The sequence below is a fragment of the Cellulomonas sp. P5_E12 genome, assembly GCF_054049315.1.
Window position 1 is genome coordinate 176,673 of the sequence record NZ_JBFUMP010000001.1, and the last position, 23,017, is coordinate 199,689.

At 73.2% G+C, this 23,017-nt stretch carries 22 protein-coding genes; 16 read left to right on the forward strand and 6 right to left on the reverse strand.

Annotated elements, in window-relative coordinates; genetic code table 11:
* The first annotated feature begins 1 nt into the window (after nt 1).
* A complete protein-coding gene (gene dapC, locus ACXJKA_RS00780; protein WP_456823251.1) occupies nt 2-1,132 on the forward strand; it encodes a succinyldiaminopimelate transaminase in 1,131 nt (376 codons plus the stop codon).
* 201 nt (nt 1,133-1,333) lie between these two features.
* Nucleotides 1,334-2,632, forward strand: coding sequence for a citrate synthase (locus ACXJKA_RS00785; protein ID WP_456823252.1), 1,299 nt, complete (start codon nt 1,334-1,336; stop codon nt 2,630-2,632).
* Nucleotides 2,633-2,823: 191 nt separating this feature from the next.
* Here ACXJKA_RS00785 and ACXJKA_RS00790 read toward each other — a convergent pair whose 3' ends face one another.
* The gene (locus ACXJKA_RS00790) at nt 2,824-3,717 is read right to left on the reverse strand and encodes a hypothetical protein (RefSeq protein ID WP_456823253.1); all 894 of its coding nucleotides are present in this window, start codon (nt 3,715-3,717) and stop codon (nt 2,824-2,826) included.
* A complete protein-coding gene (gene dapD, locus ACXJKA_RS00795) occupies nt 3,714-4,661 on the reverse strand; it encodes a 2,3,4,5-tetrahydropyridine-2,6-dicarboxylate N-succinyltransferase (RefSeq protein WP_456823254.1) in 948 nt (315 codons plus the stop codon). Before dapD ends, ACXJKA_RS00790 begins: the two co-directional genes overlap by 4 nt.
* A gap of 120 nt (nt 4,662-4,781) precedes the next feature.
* Between dapD and ACXJKA_RS00800 the strand changes: the two genes are divergently transcribed.
* The 6 genes from ACXJKA_RS00800 (at nt 4,782) to ACXJKA_RS00825 (ending at nt 10,959) form a co-directional block, all read left to right on the forward strand.
* Nucleotides 4,782-5,603 (forward strand): LOG family protein, encoded by an 822-nt coding sequence (locus ACXJKA_RS00800; protein ID WP_456823255.1) that lies wholly within the window; start codon nt 4,782-4,784, stop codon nt 5,601-5,603.
* Complete coding sequence (gene folP / locus ACXJKA_RS00805) at nt 5,600-6,499, forward strand: dihydropteroate synthase (protein WP_456823256.1); 900 nt, start codon at nt 5,600-5,602, stop codon at nt 6,497-6,499. The genes ACXJKA_RS00800 and folP overlap by 4 nt, the downstream gene beginning before the upstream one ends.
* Nucleotides 6,496-7,755 carry a hypothetical protein gene (locus ACXJKA_RS00810; RefSeq protein WP_456823257.1) on the forward strand — a complete coding sequence of 420 codons (1,260 nt, stop codon included), beginning with the start codon at nt 6,496-6,498 and terminating at the stop codon, nt 7,753-7,755. Before folP ends, ACXJKA_RS00810 begins: the two co-directional genes overlap by 4 nt.
* Nucleotides 7,756-7,948: 193 nt before the next feature.
* A complete protein-coding gene (locus tag ACXJKA_RS00815; protein ID WP_013772033.1) occupies nt 7,949-8,116 on the forward strand; it encodes a DUF3117 domain-containing protein in 168 nt (55 codons plus the stop codon).
* A gap of 2 nt (nt 8,117-8,118) precedes the next feature.
* On the forward strand, nt 8,119-9,720 hold the full coding sequence (locus ACXJKA_RS00820) for a leucyl aminopeptidase family protein (RefSeq protein ID WP_456823258.1): 1,602 nt from the start codon (nt 8,119-8,121) through the stop codon (nt 9,718-9,720).
* Nucleotides 9,721-9,789: 69 nt separating this feature from the next.
* Complete coding sequence (locus ACXJKA_RS00825) at nt 9,790-10,959, forward strand: epoxide hydrolase family protein (protein ID WP_456823259.1); 1,170 nt, start codon at nt 9,790-9,792, stop codon at nt 10,957-10,959.
* Here the strand turns inward: ACXJKA_RS00825 and ACXJKA_RS00830 are convergent.
* Nucleotides 10,949-11,581 (reverse strand): O-methyltransferase, encoded by a 633-nt coding sequence (locus ACXJKA_RS00830; RefSeq protein ID WP_456823372.1) that lies wholly within the window; start codon nt 11,579-11,581, stop codon nt 10,949-10,951. The two genes, ACXJKA_RS00825 and ACXJKA_RS00830, sit on opposite strands and share 11 nt — an antisense overlap.
* A 170-nt stretch (nt 11,582-11,751) precedes the next feature.
* On the opposite strand from ACXJKA_RS00830, the gene sigE reads away from it, so the two are divergent.
* The 8 genes from sigE to ACXJKA_RS00870 all read left to right on the forward strand — a co-directional run bounded on the left by sigE (nt 11,752) and on the right by ACXJKA_RS00870 (nt 19,395).
* Nucleotides 11,752-12,357, forward strand: coding sequence for an RNA polymerase sigma factor SigE (gene sigE / locus ACXJKA_RS00835; protein ID WP_456823260.1), 606 nt, complete (start codon nt 11,752-11,754; stop codon nt 12,355-12,357).
* The gene (locus ACXJKA_RS00840) at nt 12,354-13,346 is read left to right on the forward strand and encodes a zf-HC2 domain-containing protein (protein ID WP_456823261.1); all 993 of its coding nucleotides are present in this window, start codon (nt 12,354-12,356) and stop codon (nt 13,344-13,346) included. The genes sigE and ACXJKA_RS00840 overlap by 4 nt, the downstream gene beginning before the upstream one ends.
* Nucleotides 13,343-15,136 (forward strand): trypsin-like peptidase domain-containing protein, encoded by a 1,794-nt coding sequence (locus ACXJKA_RS00845; protein ID WP_456823262.1) that lies wholly within the window; start codon nt 13,343-13,345, stop codon nt 15,134-15,136. The genes ACXJKA_RS00840 and ACXJKA_RS00845 overlap by 4 nt, the downstream gene beginning before the upstream one ends.
* Nucleotides 15,137-15,183: 47 nt before the next feature.
* Nucleotides 15,184-15,594 carry a Sec-independent protein translocase TatB gene (locus tag ACXJKA_RS00850; protein ID WP_456823263.1) on the forward strand — a complete coding sequence of 137 codons (411 nt, stop codon included), beginning with the start codon at nt 15,184-15,186 and terminating at the stop codon, nt 15,592-15,594.
* 79 nt (nt 15,595-15,673) lie between these two features.
* Nucleotides 15,674-16,714, forward strand: a complete 1,041-nt coding sequence (trpS, locus tag ACXJKA_RS00855) for a tryptophan--tRNA ligase (RefSeq protein ID WP_456823264.1) — start codon at nt 15,674-15,676, stop codon at nt 16,712-16,714.
* Complete coding sequence (locus tag ACXJKA_RS00860; protein WP_456823265.1) at nt 16,711-17,283, forward strand: 2'-5' RNA ligase family protein; 573 nt, start codon at nt 16,711-16,713, stop codon at nt 17,281-17,283. Before trpS ends, ACXJKA_RS00860 begins: the two co-directional genes overlap by 4 nt.
* Before the next feature lie 9 nt (nt 17,284-17,292).
* Nucleotides 17,293-18,309 (forward strand): YihY/virulence factor BrkB family protein, encoded by a 1,017-nt coding sequence (locus tag ACXJKA_RS00865; RefSeq protein ID WP_456823266.1) that lies wholly within the window; start codon nt 17,293-17,295, stop codon nt 18,307-18,309.
* An 87-nt stretch (nt 18,310-18,396) separates the two neighbouring features.
* On the forward strand, nt 18,397-19,395 hold the full coding sequence (locus ACXJKA_RS00870; protein WP_456823267.1) for a YihY/virulence factor BrkB family protein: 999 nt from the start codon (nt 18,397-18,399) through the stop codon (nt 19,393-19,395).
* A gap of 4 nt (nt 19,396-19,399) precedes the next feature.
* Here ACXJKA_RS00870 and ACXJKA_RS00875 read toward each other — a convergent pair whose 3' ends face one another.
* From ACXJKA_RS00875 to sdhA, 3 genes are all read right to left on the reverse strand, one after another.
* Nucleotides 19,400-20,191: a phosphotransferase gene (locus tag ACXJKA_RS00875; protein ID WP_456823268.1), complete on the reverse strand. Its 792-nt coding sequence runs from the start codon at nt 20,189-20,191 to the stop codon at nt 19,400-19,402.
* 195 nt (nt 20,192-20,386) lie between these two features.
* Entirely contained in the window at nt 20,387-21,151 is a 765-nt protein-coding gene (locus ACXJKA_RS00880; protein ID WP_456823269.1) for a succinate dehydrogenase iron-sulfur subunit, read from the reverse strand.
* The gene (gene sdhA, locus ACXJKA_RS00885) at nt 21,151-23,001 is read right to left on the reverse strand and encodes a succinate dehydrogenase flavoprotein subunit (protein ID WP_456823270.1); all 1,851 of its coding nucleotides are present in this window, start codon (nt 22,999-23,001) and stop codon (nt 21,151-21,153) included. Before sdhA ends, ACXJKA_RS00880 begins: the two co-directional genes overlap by 1 nt.
* Between the last annotated feature and the right edge of the window lie 16 nt (nt 23,002-23,017).

A 23,017-nucleotide genomic window follows, 5' to 3' on the forward strand; every position in this document is an offset into this window, starting at 1 on the left:
GATGGGCCTGCTGACCGGCGCCCTGCCGGACTTTCCCTGGGACACGCTGACCCCGTTCGCCGACCGCGCCCGCGCGTACCCGGGCGGCATCGTCGACCTCTCCGTCGGAACCCCGGTGGACCCGACCCCCGAGGTGGTCCGCCAGGCCCTGGCGGACGCGGCTGACGCGCCCGGCTACCCGACGACGCACGGCACGCCCGCCCTGCGGAGGGCGGTCGTCGACTGGTTCGCCCGCCGGCGCGGGGTCCGCGGCCTCGACCCCGCGGCCGTGCTGCCGACCGTCGGCTCCAAGGAGCTCGTCGCGTTCCTTCCGTCGCTGCTGGGCCTCGGCGCGGGCGACGTCGTGCTCCACCCGTCGGCGGCCTACCCGACCTACGACGTGGGCGCCCGGCTCGCCGGCGCGACCCCGGAGCCGACGGACGACCCGGCCGCCCGGCTGGCCGGCAGCACGGACGTGCGGCTCGTGTGGCTGAACTCGCCCGGCAACCCGGACGGCTCGGTGCTCGGCGTCGAGCAGCTGCGCGCGGTCGTCGACGCGGCGCGCTCGTCGTCACAGCCTGTCGTCGTCGCCTCCGACGAGTGCTACGCCGAGCTGGCCTGGGACGAGCCGTGGGCGTCGGCCGGGGTGCCGAGCATCCTCGACCCGAGGGTCACGGGCGGCGACCTCACGGGGCTGCTCGCGGTCTACTCGCTGTCCAAGCAGTCGAACCTCGCGGGCTACCGGGCGGCCTTCGTCGCCGGCGACCCGGCGCTGGTGTCCCGGCTGCTCGAGATCCGCAAGCACGCGGGGATGATCGTGCCCGGCCCGGTGCAGGCCGCGACGACCGCGGCGCTGGCCGACGACGAGCACGTCGCCGCGCAGCGGGCGGTCTACGGCCGCCGTCGGCGGGTGCTGCGCGCGGCGTTCGAGAGCGCGGGCTACGCCGTCGACCGCTCGCACGCCGGGCTGTACCTGTGGGTGCGCCCGGAGTCCGGCGGCCAGGACAGCTGGGCGACCGTCGCGGACCTGGCCGGGCTCGGGATCCTCGTCGCGCCGGGAGCGTTCTACGGCGACGCCGAGCACGTGCGGGTGGCCCTGACGGCCTCCGACGAGCGGATCGCCGAGGCCGCCGCGAGGCTCTCCGGGGCGTGACAAGACCCCGTGTGATCGTGGTCACACCGGCACCAACGTCTCGTCGAGGATTGGTCACGGAACGTTCCGCGCGGGTACCGTCGATCCACGCCAACGAGGGCTCGCACGTGCAGGTCCCGACCGGCCTGGCAAGCACAGACGCCGACGCACCGGACGCGCGGGACATCCCCGCAGGGCCGGGAGTCGCAGGAGAGGAACACCATGTCGGACGTCGTCACCGCACCGGTCCAGCTGATCGTCGACGGCCAGTCGAAGGACCTGCCGATCGTGACCGCGACCGAGGGCAACGACGGGATCGTCGTCTCCTCGCTCCTGCGTGACACGGGCAAGGTCACCGTCGACCCGGGGTTCATGAACACCGCGTCGTGCGAGTCCAAGATCACCTACATCGACGGCGACGAGGGTATCCTGCGCTACCGCGGGTACCCCATCGAGCAGCTGGCCGAGCACTCCTCGTTCCTCGAGGTCGCGTACCTGCTGATCCACGGCGCGCTGCCGACGACGACCGAGCTCGACGCGTTCGAGGAGCGGGTCAACCGCCACACGCTGGTGCACGAGGACTTCCGGACGTTCATGGGGACGTTCCCGCGCAACGCGCACCCGATGGCCGTGATGTCGTCGGCGATCAACGCGCTGTCCACGTTCTACCCCGAGTCCCTGGACCCGTTCGACCCCGAGACCGTCGAGCTGGCCACGGTGCTGATCCTGGCCAAGACGCGCACCATCACGTCGTACGTCCACCGGGCGTCCAAGGGCGAGCCGCTGCTCTACCCGGACTACTCGCGCGGGTACGTCGAGGACTTCCTGCGGATGACGTTCGCGGTCCCGTACCAGCAGTACGACCCGGACCCGACGGTCGTCCAGGCCCTCGACCAGCTGCTGATCCTGCACGCCGACCACGAGCAGAACTGCTCGACGTCGACCGTCCGCATCGTCGGCTCCAGCCACGCCAACCTCTACGCGTCCGTCGCAGCCGGCATCAACGCGCTGTCCGGCCCGCTGCACGGCGGCGCCAACGAGGCCGTGCTGAAGATGCTCACGGAGATCCAGGCCAACGGCGGCGACGCCACCGAGTTCATGAAGCGCGTGAAGAACAAGGAGCCCGGCGTCCGTCTCATGGGCTTCGGGCACCGCGTTTACAAGAACTACGACCCCCGCGCGGCGATCGTGAAGAAGAGCGCCGACTCGGTGCTTGCGGCCCTCGGCCACAACGACGAGCTGCTCGACCTCGCGATGGGCCTGGAGGAGATCGCCCTCTCCGACGACTATTTCATCTCGCGCAAGCTGTACCCGAACGTCGACTTCTACACGGGCCTGATCTACCGGGCGATGGGCTTCTCCGACGAGATGTTCACCCCGCTGTTCGCCCTGGGCCGCATGCCCGGGTGGATCGCGCAGTGGCGCGAGATGATGACGGACCCGCAGACGAAGATCGGCCGCCCGCGGCAGATCTACACGGGGGCAACAGCCCGGGACTACGTCGAGGTCGACGCCCGCTGAGCTCGTCCATGGTCGGCGGTCGCGTGAGGCGAGCCCGGGACTACGTCGAGGTCGACGCCCGCTGAGCTCGGCCATGGTCGGCGGCCGCGTGAGGCGAGCCCGGGACTACGTCGAGGTCGACGCCCGCTGAGCTCGGCCATGGTCGGCGGCCGCGTGAGGCGAGCCCGCGACCACGTCGAGGTCGACGCCCGCTAGCCCGCCAGATGCAGCCGGACGCTCCCCGCGGGGAGCGGGTCCGTGCTGGGCGCCCACGTGCTCTGCTCGCGGTCCCAGGTCTGGTCGGCGACGTCGACCGCGGTCAGCTGGAGCGGCTGCGCCACCGAGACGGCCCATTGCGCGACGGCCCAGTCGAGCCGTGCGCGGTCGGCCTCGGCKCCGACGGCCGACGTGTCGAGGACGAGCGCGGTGCCGCCCTCGGGCAGCGGCGTCGCGGCGACCGGGACGGCGCCGAGGTCGCGCTGCACCCGCGCGACGGCGGCGTCGGCGGACGCGGCGCCCGGGTCCGGGTCGTGCAGCCGGCAGGTGAGGATCGCGGGTGACCAGCCGGTGAGCGCCGAGGCCCAGGCGCGCGCCCGTGACTCGTGCTGGGCGTACGCCTCCGGGAAGCCCGAGCGCTGGACGGCCTGCGCGGCCTCGGTGATCGGCAGGTTCTCGTAGCCGTCGATCTTGACCAGCCCGTCGTAGAAGCGGCCGGTCGCGTACACGGGGTCCTGCACCTGCGCCTCGGTGCCCCAGCCCTGCGACGGCCGCTGCTGGAACAGGCCGAGCGAGTCGCGGTCGCCGTGCGCGACGTTCACCAGCTTGGACTCCTGCAGGGCCGTGGCCAGCGCGATCGTGACGGCCCGGGCCGGCAGGCCCCGCTGGATGCCGACGGCGGCGATGAGCGCGGCGTTCTGCGCCTGGTCAGGAGTCAACGACCACCGCGTGCCGTCGACCTCGGCGACGCACCGCTCCGCCGCCGGGGGAGCGGGGTGCATCCGGGAGAGGGCGACGACGACCGCCGCCACCCCGGCCACGAGCACCGCCAGCACCAGGACGACCGCGCAGCCCGCGCGACGTGCCCGCCGGCGCCGGCGAGCGCTCACTCGTTGGCGTGCAGCGTGGCGTTGAGCTGCACGCCCGAGCCTGCGCGCGCGACGGCCTCGACCCCGCCGGACAGGGAGTTGCGGCGGAACAGCACGCCGTCGCGGCCGGCCAGCTCGCGCGCCTTGACCACGCGCCCGGCGTCCTCGAAACCGATCAGTGCGACCTTGGTGCCGGCGGTGACGTAGAGGCCGGCCTCGACCACGCAGTCGTCGCCGAGCGGGATGCCGACGCCCGCGTTGGCTCCGAGCAGCGTCCGCCGACCGATGGAGACGACCTCGCGCCCGCCGCCGGACAGGGTGCCCATGATCGAGGCGCCGCCGCCGATGTCCGACCCGTCGCCGACGACGACACCGGCCGAGACGCGGCCCTCGATCATCGACGTGCCCAGCGTGCCCGCGTTGAAGTTGACGAACCCCTCGTGCATGACGGTGGTGCCCGCGGCCAGGTGCGCGCCGAGCCGGACGCGGTCGGCGTCGGCGATCCGGACCCCGGACGGCAGCACGTAGTCGACCATCCGCGGGAACTTGTCGACGCCGAGCACCGTCGGGGCGACGCCGGTCGCGGCGCGGAGGCGGCCACGGGTCTCCTCGAAGCCGTCGACCGCGCACGGCCCCCGGTCGGTCCACACCACGTTGGGCAGCACGTTGAACAGCCCCTCGAGGTTCTGGCCGTGCGGCTGGACCAGGCGGTGCGACAGCAGGTGGAGCCGCAGGTAGGCGTCCGCGGTGTCGGTCAGCGGGGCGTCGAGGTCGGTGACGGTGAGCACGACCTCGACGCGGACGCGCCGCGCCTCGTCGACGCGCGCGCCCGCGGCGAGCTGGTCCGGCGCGGTGGCGTCGTCGGCGGGCGAACCCAGCGCGGGGGACGGGTACCAGACGTCGAGGGTCGTGCCGTCGTCGGCCACCGTGGCCAGGCCGAATCCCCAGGCCGTCCGTGAAGTCATGGCGACAACCCTAGGTCACGGCCGGACCTCGCCACGGTCACGCCGGTTCTCGAGGTGAACGGTGCGCGTCGAACGGGCGACGCGACCGTCGCGGGCCCCCGCTCGACCTAGAGTCGGGCCATGAGCGACGACGGTCTGTCCGCACCGGGGCACGGCTACCGCAAGGGCCCGGTCCTGCTGCGCGGCCAGCAGATCCCGAAGACCACCTCCGACCAGCGTCTGCTGAGCGGCGCCGGCAGCGCCGACTGGGTGCACGGCGACCCGTGGCGCGTGATGCGGATCCAGAGCGAGTTCGTCGAGGGCTTCGGGGCGCTCGCCGAGGTCGGCCCCGCGGTCAGCGTGTTCGGCTCGGCGCGGGTGCCCGTCGACCACCCCGACTACGCCATCGGCATGGAGGTGGCCCGGCTGCTGGTCGAGGCGGGCTACGCGGTGATCACCGGGGGCGGCCCCGGGATCATGGAGGCGGCCAACCGCGGCGCGCTCGAGGCGGGCGGGCTGTCCGTCGGGCTCGGCATCGAGCTGCCGTTCGAGCAGGGCATGAACGACTACGTCGAGCTGGGCGTGAACTTCCGGTACTTCTTCGCGCGCAAGACCATGTTCGTGAAGTACTCCGAGGGCTTCGTGGTGATGCCCGGTGGGTTCGGCACGTTCGACGAGCTGTTCGAGGCGCTCACGCTGGTGCAGACCCACAAGGTGATCAGCTTCCCGATCGTGCTCGTCGGGCGCGACTACTGGCAGGGGCTCGTCGACTGGGTGAGCACGGCCTCGCTGGATCGCGGCATGATCTCCGCCGCGGACCTCGAGCTGCTCAAGGTCGTCGACTCGGCGCAGGAGGCCGTCGACATCGTGCTCGAGCGTGGCGCCCAGCTGCGGGCCGAGGAGGAGGCCGCCGCCGCCGCGACGGCCCGCGCGCAGCAGACCGCCCAGGAGTCCTCCCGGTGACCACGCCGTCGCCGGGCGCGGGGCTGCGCCTCCGGGGGCGCTGGATCGGCCCCGACAGCCCGGTCGTCATGGCCGTGGTCAACCGCACGCCGGACTCGTTCTACGCCCCGGCGCGGTACGACGACGCGGCGGCGGACGACGCGGTCGCACGCGCGGTCGACGAGGGCGCGGACATCGTCGACCTCGGCGGCGTGCGCGCGGGCCGCGGGCCGCGGGTCGAGGCCGACGAGGAGATCGCGCGCGTGATCCCGCTGGTCAGGCGCGTGCGCGCCCGTTTCCCGGACCTGCCGATCAGCGTCGACACGTGGCGCGCGGAGGTGGCGCGCGCGGCCGCCGACGAGGGCGCGGACCTGGTCAACGACACCTGGGCGGGCCACGACCCCACGCTCATGGAGGTCGCCGCCGAGCGGGGCCTCGGGATCGTCTGCTCGCACACCGGGGGCGCACGACCGCGCACCGACCCGTTCCGCGTCGAGTACCCCGGCCCGGAGCCGCTCGACGGCGTGCTCGACGACGTCGTCCGCACGGTGTCGGCGGCGGCGCAGCGGGCGGTGTCGCTCGGCATCGACCMCGCGAGCGTGCTCGTCGACCCCACGCACGACTTCGGCAAGAACACGTGGCACTCGCTGCACCTGGTCCGCCGCACGGAGGCGCTGGTCGCGCTCGGCTTTCCGGTGCTCATGGCGTTCTCGCGCAAGGACTTCGTCGGCGAGACCCTGGACCTGCCCGCCGAGGAGCGGCTGGAGGGGACGCTGGCGGCCACGGCCGTCGCCGCGTGGCTCGGTGCGCGCGTCTTCCGGGCGCACGACGTGCGTGCGACGAGGCGCACCCTGGACATGGTCGCCAGCATCCGCGGGGACCGACCCCCCGCCCGGGCGGTCAGGGGGCTGGCGTGAGCGAGGTGCAGGAGGTCGACGGGCCGACTGCGGAGCCCGTCGCCGCCGGCGCCTGGGCGTGGGCCGTGAGCCGGCCCTGGTGGGTCCAGGTGCTCGCCGTCTACGCTGCGGCCCGGCTGTTCACCACGGTCGTCTTCCTGTGGGTGGCCAGCGTGCAGGACCAGAACCCCTGGACCGGCCCGCACCCGGGCTACTTCCCGTACGTCGGGTTCATGTTCGACGGCTCCTGGTACCGGAACGTCGCCGAGAACGGCTACCCGGCCGAGCTGCCGCGCGGCGCCGACGGCCTGGTCCAGCAGAACGCGTGGGCCTTCTTCCCGCTCTTCCCGATGCTCGCGCGCGGGATCATGCAGGTCACGGGCGGTCCGTGGGAGGTCGTCGCGCCGCTGCTGGCCACCGTCCTGGGTGCCGGTGCCGTGCTCGCCATCCACCGGACCGTGGTCCGCGGCGCACCCCGCGCGGTCGCGGCCCGCCCCGGGCTCCCGCTGGCGACGGTCGCGCTGGTGAGCGTCTTCCCGACGGCGGCCGTGCTGCAGACCGCCTACACCGAGGCGCTCGCGCTGCTGCTCGTCGCGAGCGCCCTGCTGCTGCTCCTGCGGCGCGACTACTGGTGGATGGCCCTCGTCGTCGTCGCCCTCGGGTTCACGCGCGCCGTCGCGCTGCCGATGGCCGCGGTCGTCGTCGTGCACGCGGCGGTCCGCTGGTGGGGGTCGCGCCGGGGGACGGACACCTTCACCTGGCGCACGGCCGGGGGCCTCGCTGCGCTCGCCGTGCTGTCCGCCGCGTCCGGGCTGCTGTGGCCGGCGATCTGCGGCTGGGTGACCGGCGTGCCCGACGGCTACCTGCAGACGCAGGAGGCGTGGCGTGGTGTCCGGGAGGTCGAGCCGTTCGGCGGCTGGTCCTACGTCCCGGAGTTCTGGTTCGGGTCGCGGGCGCCGCTGGTGGTGGGGCTGGGCTTCGCGCTGGTGATCGCGGTGCTCGTGGTACCCGCGGCCTGGCGGCTGGGCAACGAGCTGCACACGTGGGCCGCCGCCTACGTCGTCTACATCGCCGCGGTGGTCGAGCCGGGCAGCAGCCTGGCGCGGTTCCTGCTCCTCGCGTTCCCGCTCGCCGCGGTCACCGCCGGGGTCGTCACGCGCCCGCCCGCGGGGCGGCGATGGTGGTTCGGCGCGGTCGTCGTCCTCATGCTCGGGCTGCAGGTGCTGTGGGTCCGGCAGATGTGGCACGCCAACCCGGTGGCCGACTGGCCGCCGTGATCGGTCCGGCGCCCGCTCCGGTCGGACTGGACGTTCGTCCGATCGGTGGCCTGACCGGCATCCGGACAGGTGAGGGGCCCGGGGTGAACTAGGATGACTCTCGGACAACCGGCAGACGACGACGACGTGCGGTGCGCGAAAACGCTCCGCACGAGCCGCGCACCGGACGCACGAAGCGAAGGAGAGGCCCCGCATGGCCGCGATGAAGCCGAGGACCGGTGACGGCCCGCTCGAGGTCACGAAGGAGGGGCGCGGCATCGTGATGCGCGTGCCGCTCGAGGGCGGTGGACGGCTGGTGGTCGAGCTCAACGCGACCGAGGCCGCGGAGCTGGGTGAGGCCCTGACGTCCGTCGTCAGCTGACGATGGCACGGGCAAGCACGACATCGGCACGGTCGCCGATCGGGCGCACGCCGCCCGCGGTGACCGTCTCCGGCGGCAGCATCGCGACCACGACGCTGCTCACCGACGGGTCGACGGACGCGGTCGCGATCCCCGTGGCCCCGGCGCGAGCGGGCGACGACGCGCTGCGCCCGCTCGAGGGCACGGCCGAGGCCGCGGCGCGCTACGGCGTGGACCTGGCCGAGATCGGTGAGCGTGCACGACTGACCGGTGCGGCGGGGGAGATCTACGTCCTGCAGCTGCCCCGGCCGGTCGGCTCGTCGGTCACGCTGCCCTGGGCCGACCTTCCGCCGCGCCTGGTGCTGGTCGGCGTCGGTACGGGACGCCCGGCCGACCTGCGTCGTGCCGGTGCCGCCCTCGCGCGCTCGTCCCGGGGTCTGCGTCAGGTCGTCACCACGCTCGGCGCCGAGGCCCACCAGGACGCATCGGCCGCGGCGACCGCCGCACGGGCGGTCGCGGAGGGCTACCTGCTGGCGGCCTACGTCCCGCCCAGCGCCGCCGCTGCCCCCTCCCGCTCCACGGACGCCGCCGAGCTCGTGCTGCTCGGTCGGGACGGGACCCGCGCCTCGGCCGCCGTCGCGGAGGGCCGCACCGCGGCCACGGCGACCTGGCTGGTCCGGGACCTGGCCACGACGCCGTCCAACACCAAGACGCCCGCGTGGCTCGCGGACCAGGCGAAGCGCCTGGCGACGAAGGCCGGGCTCGAGGTCACCGTCCGCGGCCCCCGCGAGCTCGTCGCGGAGGGATTCGGCGGCATCCTCGCGGTCGGCGCCGGCTCGGCGTCGACGCCCCGGCTGGTCACCGTCTCGTACACGCCGGCGACCGCGGGTGGGCGCCACGTCGTCGTCGTCGGCAAGGGCATCACGTTCGACACGGGTGGCCTGTCGATCAAGCCGCGCGAGGGCATGGTCCCGATGAAGACGGACATGACCGGTGCGGCCGTCGCGCTGGCGACCGTGCTCGGCGCGGCCGCCGCGGGCGTCGCCCACCGCGTCACCGCGGTGCTTCCGCTCGCCGAGAACCACTTCGGCGGCGCCTCCTACCGGCCCGGCGACGTCCTCACGATGTGGGGCGGTACCACCGTCGAGATCGCCAACACCGACGCCGAGGGCCGCCTGGTCCTCGCCGACGCGCTTGCCTGGGCGGACGCCACCCTCGACCCCGACGTGCTCATCGACGTCGCGACCCTGACCGGCGCGGCGACCCTCGGGCTCGGCAAGCAGCACGCGGCCCTCTACTCCGCCGACGACGCCCTGGTGACCGCGCTGGTCGCGGCCGCCGACGCGTCGGGTGAGCTCGCCTGGCACATGCCCCTGGTCGAGGAGTACGAGGAGGCCGTGCGCTCCGACGTCGCGGACCTGCGGCACGTGCCGCTCGACAAGCACATCGGCGGCGGGTCCATCACCGCGGCGCTGTTCCTGCGGCACTTCGTCGGGCAGCGTCGCTGGGCCCACCTCGACATCGCCGGCCCCGCGCGTGCGACCGCCGACAAGCACGAGGTCACCGAGGGTGCGACCGGCTTCGGCGCCCGCCTGCTGCTGCGCTACCTCGACGACCTGCGCTGACGACGCCTGCGGGGTCCGTCAACGCGGGATCTGCTGACGTGCGAGCGCTGCGTCCCTAGGGTGAGACGCATGCCGGACGTGCCTGCCCGCCCCGAGCCGTTCACCCTGCAGACCGCCCCCGCGGCCCTCGAGGACCTGCGCGCGCGACTGCGCGCGACGCGCTGGCCGGACGCCCCTGAGGATGCCGGCTGGTCGCTCGGCGCGGACGTCGACTACCTCCGCGACCTGGTCACCTACTGGGCGGAGGAGTTCGACTGGCCGGCGCAGGAGGCTGCGCTCGCCACGCTGCCGCACTTCCGCGTCTCGCTCGGCGGGCTCGGGATCCACTACGTGCACGCCCGAGCCGTGGCGCCGACCGGCCCCGTGCTGCCGCTGGTCCTGTGCCACGGCTGGCCGGACTCGTTCTGGCGCTACACCAAGGTGATCCCGCTGCTCACCGACCCGGGAGCGCACGGAGCCGACCCCGCCGACGCGTTCGACGTGGTCGTCCCGGACATGCCGGGCTACGGGTACTCCGACCGCCCCGTCGGTCCGTCGCCGGACTCGGTCGCCGTGGCCGCTCTGTGGGCGGAACTGATGGACGTGCTCGGGTACGGGCGGTTCGGAGCGGCGGGCGGGGACATCGGCAGCGCCGTGGGCCGATTCCTCGGGCTCGACTTTCCTGACCGCGCGGTCGCCGTCCACCGCATGGACGGCGGCATTCCTCATTTCACCGGCGACCGGCAGGTCCTGGCTCCGGAGGAGCGCGCACTCCTCGACGAGTCCGCGGCCTGGCTCGCGGCCGAGGGCGCCTACGGTGCCGTCCACCGCACGAAGCCGCAGACCGCAGCCGTCGGCCTCACCGACTCCCCGGCCGGGCTGGCCGCGTGGATCGTCGAGAAGCTCCGGGCGTGGAGCGACTGCGGCGGCGACGTCGAGCGCAGCTACACGAGGGACGAGATCCTCACGAACGTCACCATGTACTGGCTCACGGGCACGATCGGCTCCTCGATGCGGATGTACGTCGCGAACGCCGCGATCCCCTCCGAGCAGCACGCCCGTCGGGTCGAGGTGCCGTCCGGCTTCTCGCTCTTCTCCGGCGACATCCTCCGCCCGCCGCGCGCCTGGCTCGAGCGCACCGCGAACGTCGTGCGCGTGACCGAGCCGCCGAGGGGCGGCCACTTCGCGCCGTTCGAGGAGCCCGAGCTGTACGCGCGGGAGCTGCGCGAGTTCTTCCGCCCCTACCGCGTCAGCGCTTGACCGCGACCAGCAGGCCGTCGCCGGTGGGCAGGAGGGCGGGGAGCAAGCGGTCGTCCGCGCGGACGATGCGGCCGACCTCGCGGATGGTGGTCGTGGTCTCGTCGCGACGCGCGGGGTCCGCCACCCGGTCGTGCCAGAGCGCGTTGTCGACCACCAGGACGCCGCCCGGGCGCAGCAGGCGCACGGCCTGCTCGACGTAGCCCGGGTAGTTCTCCTTGTCGGCGTCGACGAACACGAGGTCGTAGCCGCCGTCGGTGAGGCGCGGGACGACGTCGAGGGCGCGGCCGGAGATCGTGCGCGTGCGGGTGGGCTTCACGCCCTCCTCGACGAACGCCTCCTTGGCGGCGCGCTGGTGCTCAACCTCGAGGTCGATGGTGGTGAGCACGCCGTCGGCGGGCATGCCGCGCAGCAGGTAGAGGGAGCCGACGCCGGCGCCGGTGCCGATCTCGACGACCGCGCGAGCCGCCACGGCCGCCGCCAGCACGCTGAGGGCGGCACCTGATCCGGGCAGGACGGGCGTGCACCCGAGCTGGGCCGCGCGCTCGCGGGCCCGCAGCACGATGTCGTCCTCCTGCAGGAACTCCTCGCAGTAGACCCAGCTCTGGGCCTTGTCGGTGGAGATGGCTGCCTCCTGGGCGGGCTGACGGGGCTACAACGGTCGTCTGCCAGCGTAGCCGCGGGGCCCCGATCGACGCGGGAGGTGGTCGGCTCCGCTGACGGCGGAACTTCTGGGCCGCCGGAGGCGTTCCTACCGAACGAGCCTCACAGTTCCACCTGGGACACTGGAGCACGATGGCACGCACCGAGGAGACCGACCCCATGACCGTCCAGCCCGCCGCCTGGCAGGCACCGTCGTGGGAAGACATCGTGCGCGACCACTCCGCACGGGTCTACCGGCTCGCCTACCGCCTGACCGGCAACAAGCACGACGCCGAGGACCTCACGCAGGAGACGTTCGTCCGGGTCTTCCGCTCGCTGCACTCCTACACACCCGGCACGTTCGAGGGCTGGCTGCACCGGATCACCACGAACCTCTTCCTCGACCAGGCCCGCCGGCGGCAGCGCATCCGGATGGACGCCATGGGTGAGGACGCCGAGCGCTACGCCTCGGGCGACCAGCTCGGCGCCCCGGAGCGCGCGTTCGAGCACGGCAACCTCGATCTCGACATCCAGAAGGCGCTCGACGAACTGCCTCCGGAGTACCGCGCGGCCGTGGTCCTCTGCGACATCGAGGGCCTGTCGTACGAGGAGATCGCGGTCACGCTCGGCATCAAGCTGGGCACCGTCCGGTCCCGCATCCACCGCGCCCGCGCGCGGCTGCGCGTCTCCCTGGAGCACCGCGCCCCCGGGTCCCTCGCCCCCGCCGACGACGACACCCCGCTGACGGTCCTCGGATGAGCCACCTCGGGTCGCGGATCAGCGCGCTGGTCGACGGGCAGCTCTCGGTGGCGGACACCGAGCGGGCCCTCGCGCACGTCGCGGTCTGCCCCGAGTGCTCCGCCGAGCTCGCCGCGTCCCGCGCGGCCCGCCGGGCGTTGGCGTCGGCCGACGAGATGGCGCCAGCCCCGGACCTCACGGCCCGGCTCCTCTCGCTCGCCGCGAGCACCGAGCCGGCGGGTGGCGACCCCTTCGCGCCGCCCGTCCGGCAGTCGCGCGACGAGCTCGCGTCCTACGGCGTCGCCAGCGGTGGTCTGGGTGCGCGCGGTTGGCGGTCCGGCTCGTCCCTGCGCGGCGACGTCGGCCAGCGGCGGTCGTCGGTGCGGATCGCGGCCGGCTCGATGGCGGGCCTCGGCGCGGTCGCCGCGATGCTCTTCGTGCTGGGGGAGCGGCCCGACGTCGTCCCCAGCGTGCACCCGGGCGCCGACCTCACCCTCCTCGGTCAGGCCGTCACCGTCGACCCGGCCACGCGCACCGGCTCGATCGGCACCGCCGCCTGGCCGGTCGTCACCGACGAGTCCGCGGACACCGAGACCACGTCGTGGCTGCGTGCGCACGAGTGGTCGTTCCCGCAGGAGCTGCCCGACGGCTGGTCCGTCACGGCCGTCCGGTGGTCCGGCGACGACGCGGGTGTGCTCGAGGTCGACGTGCTCGGCCCCGACGGCGCCTCGCTCGTGGTCACGGAGCAGCAAGGACGGTTGGACACGACGGCCCTCGCGGGCGCCCCGACGGGTGAGGTCGGCGGCCGCGAGGTGTACGTGCTCTCGTACGAGCCGTGGCACGTGGTGTGGCAGGCGGACGCCACCGTGGTCCAGGTGGTCGGCTCGCAGTCGTCCGACGACGCCGCGACACTTGTGGGAGCCTTTCCGGGCGGCGCCTTCGACGATGGCGTCCCCGCGCGGATCACGCGGGGCTGGGACACCGTGACAGGAGCGCTCGAACGGCCATGACGACCCCCGACGACGACGCGCAGCCGGCCGGACCCGCCCCGGACCGCCCCGCGGACGCGGCGCCGACGAGCCCGTTCGTCTCACCGTCGGGACGCCGTGACCTCCCGCCGACGCCCGAGGCGCCCCCGGCCGACGCCGGGGCGGTCGAGCCCGTGGTCGAGGACCGCCCGCCGACCTGGCCCGTGTGGTCGAACGTCCCGCCCGCGCCGGTCGTGGGCGAGCCGGTTGTCGCGTCGGCACCGCCCGCCCCGGCGGAATCCGCGCCGGACGCACCCCAGTCAGCATCCGAGCCTTCGAGATCCGCGCCCACAGCGCCGTTGCCGGCAGCGCACCCGAGCCCAGGACCCGCGCCGACGACGCCGCTGGAGCCCGTCGACGCCGGACGCCCCGACCCGTCGATCGCCGAACCCCGGGTCGCCCCCGTGCCGGTCCGGCCGCCGGGATCCCACTGGTCGGTCCCGCACGGCTCCGTGCCCGCCTACACACCGCCGTCGACGTACCCGCCGTCGGCCTCCGTCGCAGGGCAGTCGCCGTACGCACCGCCGAACCCGGCCGGCCCGAGCGCCCAGCAGCCCACCGGTGCCGCGCCCTGGCAGGGCGTCCCGTACGCGACCGGCCCCGCGGAGCCAGCACCACCTGCGACGGGCGTGCCGCACACGGTCGTCCTGCACCGCAAGCGTCGGCGCACGCTCTCGGTCGCCTGGGTGGTCCCGCTCGTCCTCCTCGCGCTCGTCGCGGGCGCGATCGGCGGTGCCGTCGGGGCGCGGGTCAGCAAGGACGACCACCTCGCCGACGCCGGTCTGCCGGTGGCCACCGTCGGCGACGGCACGATCGAGCGGGCGCCGGACTCGGTGGCCGGCATCGCCGCGGGCGTGCTGCCGAGCGTCGTGTCGATCCAGGTCGACGGGCCGCAGGGCAGCGCCACCGGGTCGGGCTTCGTGCTGCGGGGCGACGGGTACCTGATCACCAACAACCACGTGATCGCGCAGGCGAAGGAGGCGGCGTCGACCACGATCACCGTCACGTTCGTCGACGGCAGCGAGCAGGCCGCGTCGATCGTCGGCAGCACGTCCGACTACGACCTCGCCGTCCTCAAGGTCGACGTCGAGGGCCTCACGCCGCTGCTTCTCGGGGACTCGGACGCGGTCGTGGTCGGGGACGCCGTCGTGGCCGTGGGTGCGCCCCTCGGGCTCGCCGGCACCGTGACCACGGGCATCGTCAGCGCGCTCAACCGGCCCGTGTCGGCGGGCGAGGCGACCGAGACGGACCGCCAGGCGTTCATCAACGCGATCCAGACCGACGCGGCGATCAACCCCGGCAACTCCGGTGGGCCGTTGGTGAACGCGGCCGGCGAGGTCATCGGGATCAACTCCGCGATCGCGCAGCCTCCGGGCTCCACCGCGCTCGTCGGCGGCAGCATCGGCCTCGGCTTCGCCATCCCGTCCAACCAGGTGCGACGCACGGCCGACCAGCTCATCGAGACCGGGCACGCGACGTACCCGATCATCGGCGTGCTCCTCGACGACCGGTACTCGGGCGAGGGCGTGCAGGTCTCGGGCGACTCGCAGTCCGGCCAGCAGCCGATCACGGCCGACGGCCCCGCCGAGCGGGCCGGCATCCACCCGGGCGACATCATCCTGGCCATCGACGGCCGTCCCGTCACCGACCCCGACGAGCTCATCGTCGCCATCCGCGCGCGGACGCCGGGGGACACGATCGTGCTGCACGTGCGCAGCGGCTCCAGCGAGCGCGACGTCCGCGTCAAGCTCGACGAGTCGCCCACGGACTGACCCCAGGCGGGCACCGGGTTCTCAGGGGCGAGAGGTACTCTGACCCGGTGTTCGGGATCAACGGCGGAGAGCTCCTGGTGCTGCTCGTCGTCGCCGCGCTGGTCATCGGCCCCGAGCGGCTCCCGGGCTACGCCGAGCAGCTGGGCCTGTGGGTCCGCAAGGGGCGCGCGTTCATCCGCGACGCCAAGGCGCGAGTCGACCAGGAGCTGGGCGACGAGCTCGGCGACGTCGACTGGTCCGCGCTCGACCCGCGCAAGTACGACCCGCGACGCATCGTGCGCGACGCCCTCCTCGAGGACGACCCGGTCCGACCCGTGAGCACCCCGGCCACCCGGCCGGTGACGGGAGCTGCGGCTGCCCGCGCGGCCACCGCCGGGGCGGCCGCGGCTGGCGGGGTGGCCGCTGCCGCGGCGGYGAGCCCCCCGAGACCCAGCCCGTACGACGACGAGGCGACCTGACGCCGGTCCACCCGCCTGCCCCCTCCCGCCGGGACGGAACCCGCACAGCCGGGCGTCCCCACCCTGACAGAATGGTCCGATGGTCTTGGCGCCGCAGCAGTCGCGCATCTTCTCCGGGATGCAGCCCACGTCCGACTCCCTCCAGCTGGGCAACTACCTCGGCGCGCTGACCCAGTGGGTCGCCCTGCAGGAGGACCACGACGCGCTCTACTGCGTCGTCGACCTGCACGCCCTCACCGTGAGCCCCGACCCGTCGGTCCTGCGGGACCGCACCCGCCGGACCGCCGCGCAGTACCTGGCCGCGGGTGTCGACCCCGACCGCTCGATCCTGTTCGTGCAGTCGCAGGTGCCCGAGCACGCGGAGCTCGCCTGGTTGCTGTCGTGCCACACCGGGTTCGGCGAGGCCAACCGGATGACGCAGTTCAAGGACAAGTCCGGGAAGCACGGCACCGAGGGCACCACCGTCGGGCTGTTCACGTACCCGGTGCTCATGGCGGCGGACATCCTCCTCTACGACACGAACCTCGTGCCCGTGGGCGAGGACCAGCGCCAGCACCTCGAGCTCACGCGGGACCTTGCGCAGCGCCTCAACTCGCGGTTCGGGCCGGACACGGTCGTGGTGCCGGAGCCGCACATCGTCAAGGCCACGGCGAAGATCTACGACCTGCAGGACCCGACGGCCAAGATGAGCAAGTCGGCGGAGAGCCCGAACGGGCTGATCGAGCTGCTGGACGACCCCAAGGTCGTCGCCAAGCGCATCAGGTCCGCGGTGACGGACGCGGGCCGGGAGATCCGGTTCGACCCCGAGGGCAAGCCGGGCGTCTCCAACCTGCTCACCATCTACTCCGCCTTGACCGGCCGCGAGGTCGCCGCGCTCGAGGCCGACTACGCGGGCAAGGGCTACGGCGACCTCAAGGTCGACCTGGCCGCCGTCGTCGTCGACTTCCTCACGCCCTTCCAGGCGCGGGTGCACGGGTACCTGTCCGACCCGTCGTCGCTCGACGACGTGCTGGCCGACGGCGCCGACCGCGCCCGGGACCTGGCAGGGGCCACCCTGGAACGGCTCTACGACCGCAGCGGGCTCCTCCCGCGCCGCTCCCGCGCGCGAGTCGGCGCGTGAGGCTGCCGGAGCGATCCGGCGACCAGGTCCGGATCGGCGTCGCGATCACCGTGCCGGAGCCGTACGGCTCGGTGCTGCAGGCGGCTCGGGCCCGGTTCGGCGACCCCTGGGCGGACTTCATCCCGCCGCACATCACGCTGCTGGGTCCCACCGTGATCGAGCACGACGAGATCACGTCCGTCGACGAGCACCTGGCCGCCGTGGCCGCGCAGCACGCGCCGTTCGTCGTCCGGCTGCGGGGGACCGCGACGTTCCGTCCGGTCTCGCCGGTGGTGTTCGTGCAGGTGGCCGCGGGCGCGGACGGGTGCGCGCGCCTCGAGAGCAGCGTCCGGTCCGGGGTGCTCGAGCAGGAGCTCCGGTTCCGCTACCACCCGCACGTGACCGTCGCGCACGAGGTGGCCGACCCGCAGCTCGATGAGGCGTTCGCKGGCCTGGCCGACTTCGACGCCTCGTTCGTCGTGGACAGCTTCCACAGCTACGCGCACGGCGACGACGGCGTGTGGCGGCCCGCGCGGGACTTCACGCTGGCGGGATCGCCCGCAGATGCCGGGGTCATCGCCGCGACCTAGGGTCGGGTCATGACGGCCGACGGCACTCCCGCACGGGACCAGACGGGACCGGCCGCGGGGGCGGGAGCAGCGCACACGCGCGCGGCCGCGGTGGCGCCCGACCCGTCGGAACCGACCTCGAAGCCGTCGCTGGTGACGAGGGCGAAGTCGCTGCTCGAGTGGTGGAAGCACACGCGCCCCGCGCGGGCGAACGCCCGGTTCGGCGCCCGCAGCGGCGGCGTGCTCACCGGCGGCATCGCCTACGCGGCCCTGTTCTCCGTCTTCGCGGCGCTCACCATCGGCTACACGATCTTCATGGCAGTGCTCGGCGGGAACGACGAGCTGCGTCAGAAGGTGCTCGACGCGGTGAACGCCTCGCTCCCGGGCCTGATCGACACCGGCGACGGCACGGGGATGATCGACCCCGACTCGCTGGTGCTGAGCGGCAGCCTGACGGTCACGGGCATCATCGCCGTCGTCGTCCTGCTGCTGAGCGCGATCGCGGCCATGGCCGCCCTGCGGATCGCCCTGCGCGCGATGTTCGCGTCCGACGGGGGCGGCAACGCGGTGCTGGGCAAGGCGCGCGAGCTGGGCGGCTTCGCCGGCATCGCCGTCGCGGTCCTGATCTCGGCGCTGGTGACCACGGGTGTCGCCAGCGCGGCGTCGTGGGTGCTCGAGGCCCTGGGATGGGGGAGCTCGACGACGGTCGTGCTCCGTGTGCTCGGCATCCTCGTCGCGTTCGTCATCGACGCGGCCATCTTCCTGCTGCTGGTCAAGGTGCTCGCCGGCGAGAACCCGCCCTGGCGCGACCTGCGCTGGGGTGCGGTCATCGCGGGCGTCGGCATCGGGGTCGTGCGGATCCTGGGCACCTCGGTGGTCGCGGGGAGCGTGAACAAGAACCCGTTGTTCACCTCGGTCGCCGTCATCGTGACGCTGCTCGTCTGGATCAACCTCATCGCGCGGATCGTGCTGCTCGCGGCCGCCTGGACCGCGGACCCGCCGTACGTCGACACGGCAGCGAAGGATCCGGCCCCGGCGGACGCCTGACGCGCGGGACCCGGAGCGCACCGGCGCGAGAGCGACACCGGCTCGAGCGGCTGTACCGGGCTTCCGGGCTCCACCTAGGGTCAGCGCATGGCAGCCGACGAGACAGTCCCCGCGGTGGCGACGGGCGGGGCGCAGGTGCGCCGCGCCGCGGTCTCGGGCGACCGAGCGCAGCCCGCCGCGAGGCCGTCGCTCGCCGCCCGCGGCACGGCAATGTTCCTGTGGTGGAAGCACACCCGACCCGGCCGGGCGAACGCGCGCTTCCGGGCCCGCAGCGGTGGCGTGCTCTCGGGCGGCATCGCCTATGCGGCGCTGTTCTCGGTGTTCGCCGCACTGACCATCAGCTATACCGCGTTCGTCGCAGTGCTCGGCGACAACGAGGAGCTGAGGGCGAGGGTCCTGGAGGCGGTCGACACCACGTATCCCCACCTGCTCGACACCGGGGACGGGCAGGGCGCGATCGACCCCGCGACGCTCGAGCTGTCCAGCAACCTGACCGTGGCCGGCATCGTCGCCGTCGTGGTGCTGCTGCTCAGTGCGATCGCGGCGATGACCGCCCTGCGCAGGTCGGTGCGCGCGATGTTCGCGACGGAGTTCGGCGGCAACCCGATGGTCGGCAAGGCGCGCGACCTCGGTGGGTTCGTCGGCATGGGGGTCGCGGTGCTGCTGTCCGCCTTGCTGACCACGGGCGTCGGGACGGTGGCGTCGTGGATCCTCGACGCCCTCGGCCTGAGCGGCCTGACGACCGTCGTGCTGCGGACGCTCGGCATCGCCGTCGCCTTCGTGATCGACGCCGCGCTGTTCCTGCTGGTGGTCAGGGTGCTGGCCGCGGAGAACCCGCCGTGGCGGGACCTGCTGCGGGGCTCGGTGATCGCGGCGGTCGGCCTCGGCATCGTGCGGACGCTCGGCACGACCGTCGTGGCGGGGAGCGTCAGCAAGAACCCGCTGTTCACCTCCGTGGCCGTGCTCGTCACGCTGCTGGTCTGGGTCAACCTCATCGCCCGGATCATGCTGCTGGCGGCCGCCTGGACCGCCGACCCGCCGTACGTCGAGCCGCCGGGCGGCCCGGCGGCCCCGGCGCCGGCCTGACAGATCAGTGCGCGTCGTCCAGCGCGGCGTGCAGCTCGGGCAGGCGCCGTGTCAGCACCGCGAGGCGCGCGCGTGTGTTCGCGGGCTCCCCGGCCTCGCCCAGCCGGAGCATGCCGGGATCGCCCGCCTCCTGGGCGGCCGCGATGCGGTCGGCAGCATCGGTCATGCGCGTGACGACGCGGTCGAGCACGGCATGCGGGTCGAGCCCGCCGTAGCCGTCCGCGATGGTGCGCAGCCCGCGAGCGGCCTCGTCCGCGGGGGCGTCGGGGAACAGGACGGCGGTGTTCCACGCGAAGATCGCGACGTCGTCCAGCGGGATCCCCGGGCCGGCCACGTCCCAGTCGAACACCCCGGCCAGATCGTCACCGTCGAACGCCATGTTGTACATCGCGCTGTCCTGGTGGCAGACGATCTCGCCCGGTCGCAGGGCTCGTTCGACGAACCGCCAGCGCCGGCTGTCACGCGGGAATCCCGCGACCACGGCGTGGAAGGACCTCAGCCAGGACATGGCCGAGCGGACCTGCGCGTCGCTCAGCGTCTCCCGCCCGATGTCGAGCACCCGGCCGGGCAGGAACGTGAGGATCTCGCGGTCGCGGTCGTCGATGCCCAGCACGCGCGGGATGCGGGGGAGCCCGGCGTCGGCGAGGTAGTCGAGCAGCTCGTGCACCGCGGGCGTCCACGGGCCCGTGGGGCGGCGCACGGTGTCGCCGACGCGGACGGCCCCGCCGACGTTCCCGCCGGGCAGCGGGATCTCGTCGGTCGGGCCGTCGGAGGTCATCGAGGAGTCAGAGGGCACGCGCGATCATCGCGCGCAGCACCGCCCGCGCGCGACCCGCGCCCGCCGCTAGGTGAAGACTTCGTTCCGCATGGCACGACGAAGCCTTCACGCAACGAGGGCACGTCGCCAAGGTCAGAAGGCGCGAGTGATCATCAGAAGGCGCGCGTGATCATGGCGCGCTTGACTGGTCCTTCGCGACCTTGTTCGGGCGCCTCAGAAGGCGCGCGTGATCATGGCGCGCTTGACTTCTTGGATCGCTTTCGTCACCTCGATGCCACGCGGGCACGCCTCGGTGCAGTTGAAGGTCGTGCGGCAGCGCCACACGCCCTCCTTGTCGTTGAGGATCTCCAGGCGCTGGGCGCCACCCTCGTCGCGGCTGTCGAAGATGAACCGGTGCGCGTTGACGATCGCGGCGGGGCCGAAGTACTGCCCGTCGGTCCAGAACACGGGGCACGACGACGTGCAGGCTGCGCAGAGGATGCACTTGGTGGTGTCGTCGAACCGCGCGCGCTGCTCGGCGCTCTGCAGGCGCTCCTTCGTCGGCTCGTTCCCGGTGGTGATGAGGAACGGCATGATCTCGCGGTAGGAGGCGAAGAACGGCTCCATGTCGACGACGAGGTCCTTGATCACGGGCAGGCCCTTGATGGGCTCGACCGTGATCGGCTTCTTGAGGTCGAGGTCCTTGAGCAGCGTCTTGCACGCGAGGCGGTTGCGGCCGTTGATGCGCATGGCGTCGGAGCCGCACACGCCGTGAGCGCAGGATCGGCGGAACGTCAGCGAGCCGTCCTCCTCCCACTTCACCTTGTGCAGGGCGTCGAGCACGCGGTCGGTGCCGTGCGCGCGGACGGTGAACTCGTCCCAGTAGGGCTCGGCGGCGGCGCCGTCCTCGCCGGGGAGGTAACGGCGGACCTTGAGGGTCACGTCGAACGAGGGAATGGCTCCGACCTCAGCCGCCGGGGCATCCAGAGTCGCGGTCATCAGTACTTACGCTCCATCGGCTGGTAGCGGGTCATCGTGACGGGCTTGGAGCCCAGCACGAGCTGGTAGTCGTCGAACAGCGTGATGTGCGCGAACGAGCCCTTGTGGTCGCCGTCGCCCTCCGAGCCCCACAGGCGGTGCCCCTTGACGGGCAACGGGCGCCGGTAGGCCATGGTGTGGCGCATGTAGTTCTTGTCGTCGCGGTCCGGGAAGTCCTCGCGGAAGTGCCCGCCGCGCGACTCGTCACGGTTGAGGGCGCCGACGACGACCGTCTCCGCGATGTCGAGCAGGAAGCCCAGCTCGACGGCCTCGAGCAGGTCGGTGTTGAACATCTTGCTCTTGTCCTGCACGGACACGTGGCGGAACCGCTTCTGCAGGGCCTTGATGTCGTCGAGCGCCTGCGTGAGGGACTCGGCGGTGCGGAACACCTGCGCGTTGAGGTCCATCGACTCCTGGAGAGCCCGGCGGATGTCCGCCACGCGCTCGCCGTCGGGCCGCGTGCGGATCTCCTCGAGGCCGGCGACGACCGTCGCGGCGGGGTCTTCCGGCAGCTCCACGAACGACGCCGTCAGCGCGTACGCGGCGGCGGAGATGCCGGCCCGCTTGCCGAAGACGTTGATGTCGAGGAGCGAGTTGGTGCCCAGGCGGTTCGAGCCGTGCACGCTGACGCAGGCGACCTCGCCGGCGGCGTACAGGCCGCGGATGACGTCGGTCTGGTTGCGCAGCACCTCGGCCTCGATGTTGGTGGGGATGCCACCCATGGCGTAGTGCGCCGTCGGGTACACGGGCACGGGCTCGGTGTACGGCTCGATGCCGAGGTAGGTGCGCGCGAACTCGGTGATGTCCGGCAGCTTCGCGTCGATGTGCGCCGGCTCGAGGTGCGTGAGGTCGAGCAGCACGTAGTCCTTGTTGGGGCCGGCGCCGCGGCCCTCGCGCACCTCGTTGGCCATCGACCGGGCGACGATGTCGCGGGGTGCGAGGTCCTTGATGGTCGGGGCGTAGCGCTCCATGAAGCGCTCGCCCTCGGAGTTGCGCAGGATGCCGCCCTCGCCGCGCGCGGCCTCCGACAGCAGGATGCCGAGGCCGGCCAGGCCGGTCGGGTGGAACTGGAAGAACTCCATGTCCTCGAGCGGGATGCCACGGCGGTACGCCAGCGCCATGCCGTCGCCCGTGAGCGTGTGCGCGTTGGAGGTCGTCTTGTAGATCTTCCCGGCGCCGCCCGTGGCGAGCACGACCGACTTGGCCTGGAAGACGTGGATCTCGCCCGTGGCCAGCTCGTACGCCACGACGCCGGAGACGTTGACCTCCTCGCCGTCCGGCACGTGGCCGGCCGCGAGGTCGTGGTCGACGAGCAGGTCGAGCACGTAGAACTCGTTGTAGAACTCGACGTCGTTCTTCACGCACTGCTGGTACAGCGTCTGCAGGATCATGTGACCCGTGCGGTCCGCGGCGTAGCAGGACCGGCGCACGGCGGCCTCGCCGTGGTTGCGGGTGTGCCCGCCGAACCGGCGCTGGTCGATCTTGCCCTCGGGCGTGCGGTTGAACGGCAGGCCCATCTTCTCCAGGTCCAGCACCGCGTCGATGGCCTCCTTGGCCATCACCTCGGCGGCGTCCTGGTCGACCAGGTAGTCACCGCCCTTGACGGTGTCGAACGTGTGCCACTCCCAGTTGTCCTCCTCGACGTTGGCCAGCGCGGCGCACATGCCGCCCTGCGCCGCACCCGTGTGGGAGCGCGTCGGGTAGAGCTTGGAGATGACAGCCGTGCGCACGCGCGTCGACGACTCGAGGGCCGCGCGCATGCCGGCGCCGCCCGCGCCGACGATCACGACGTCGTACTGGTGGGTCTGCATCGGGGTCGATGCCTTC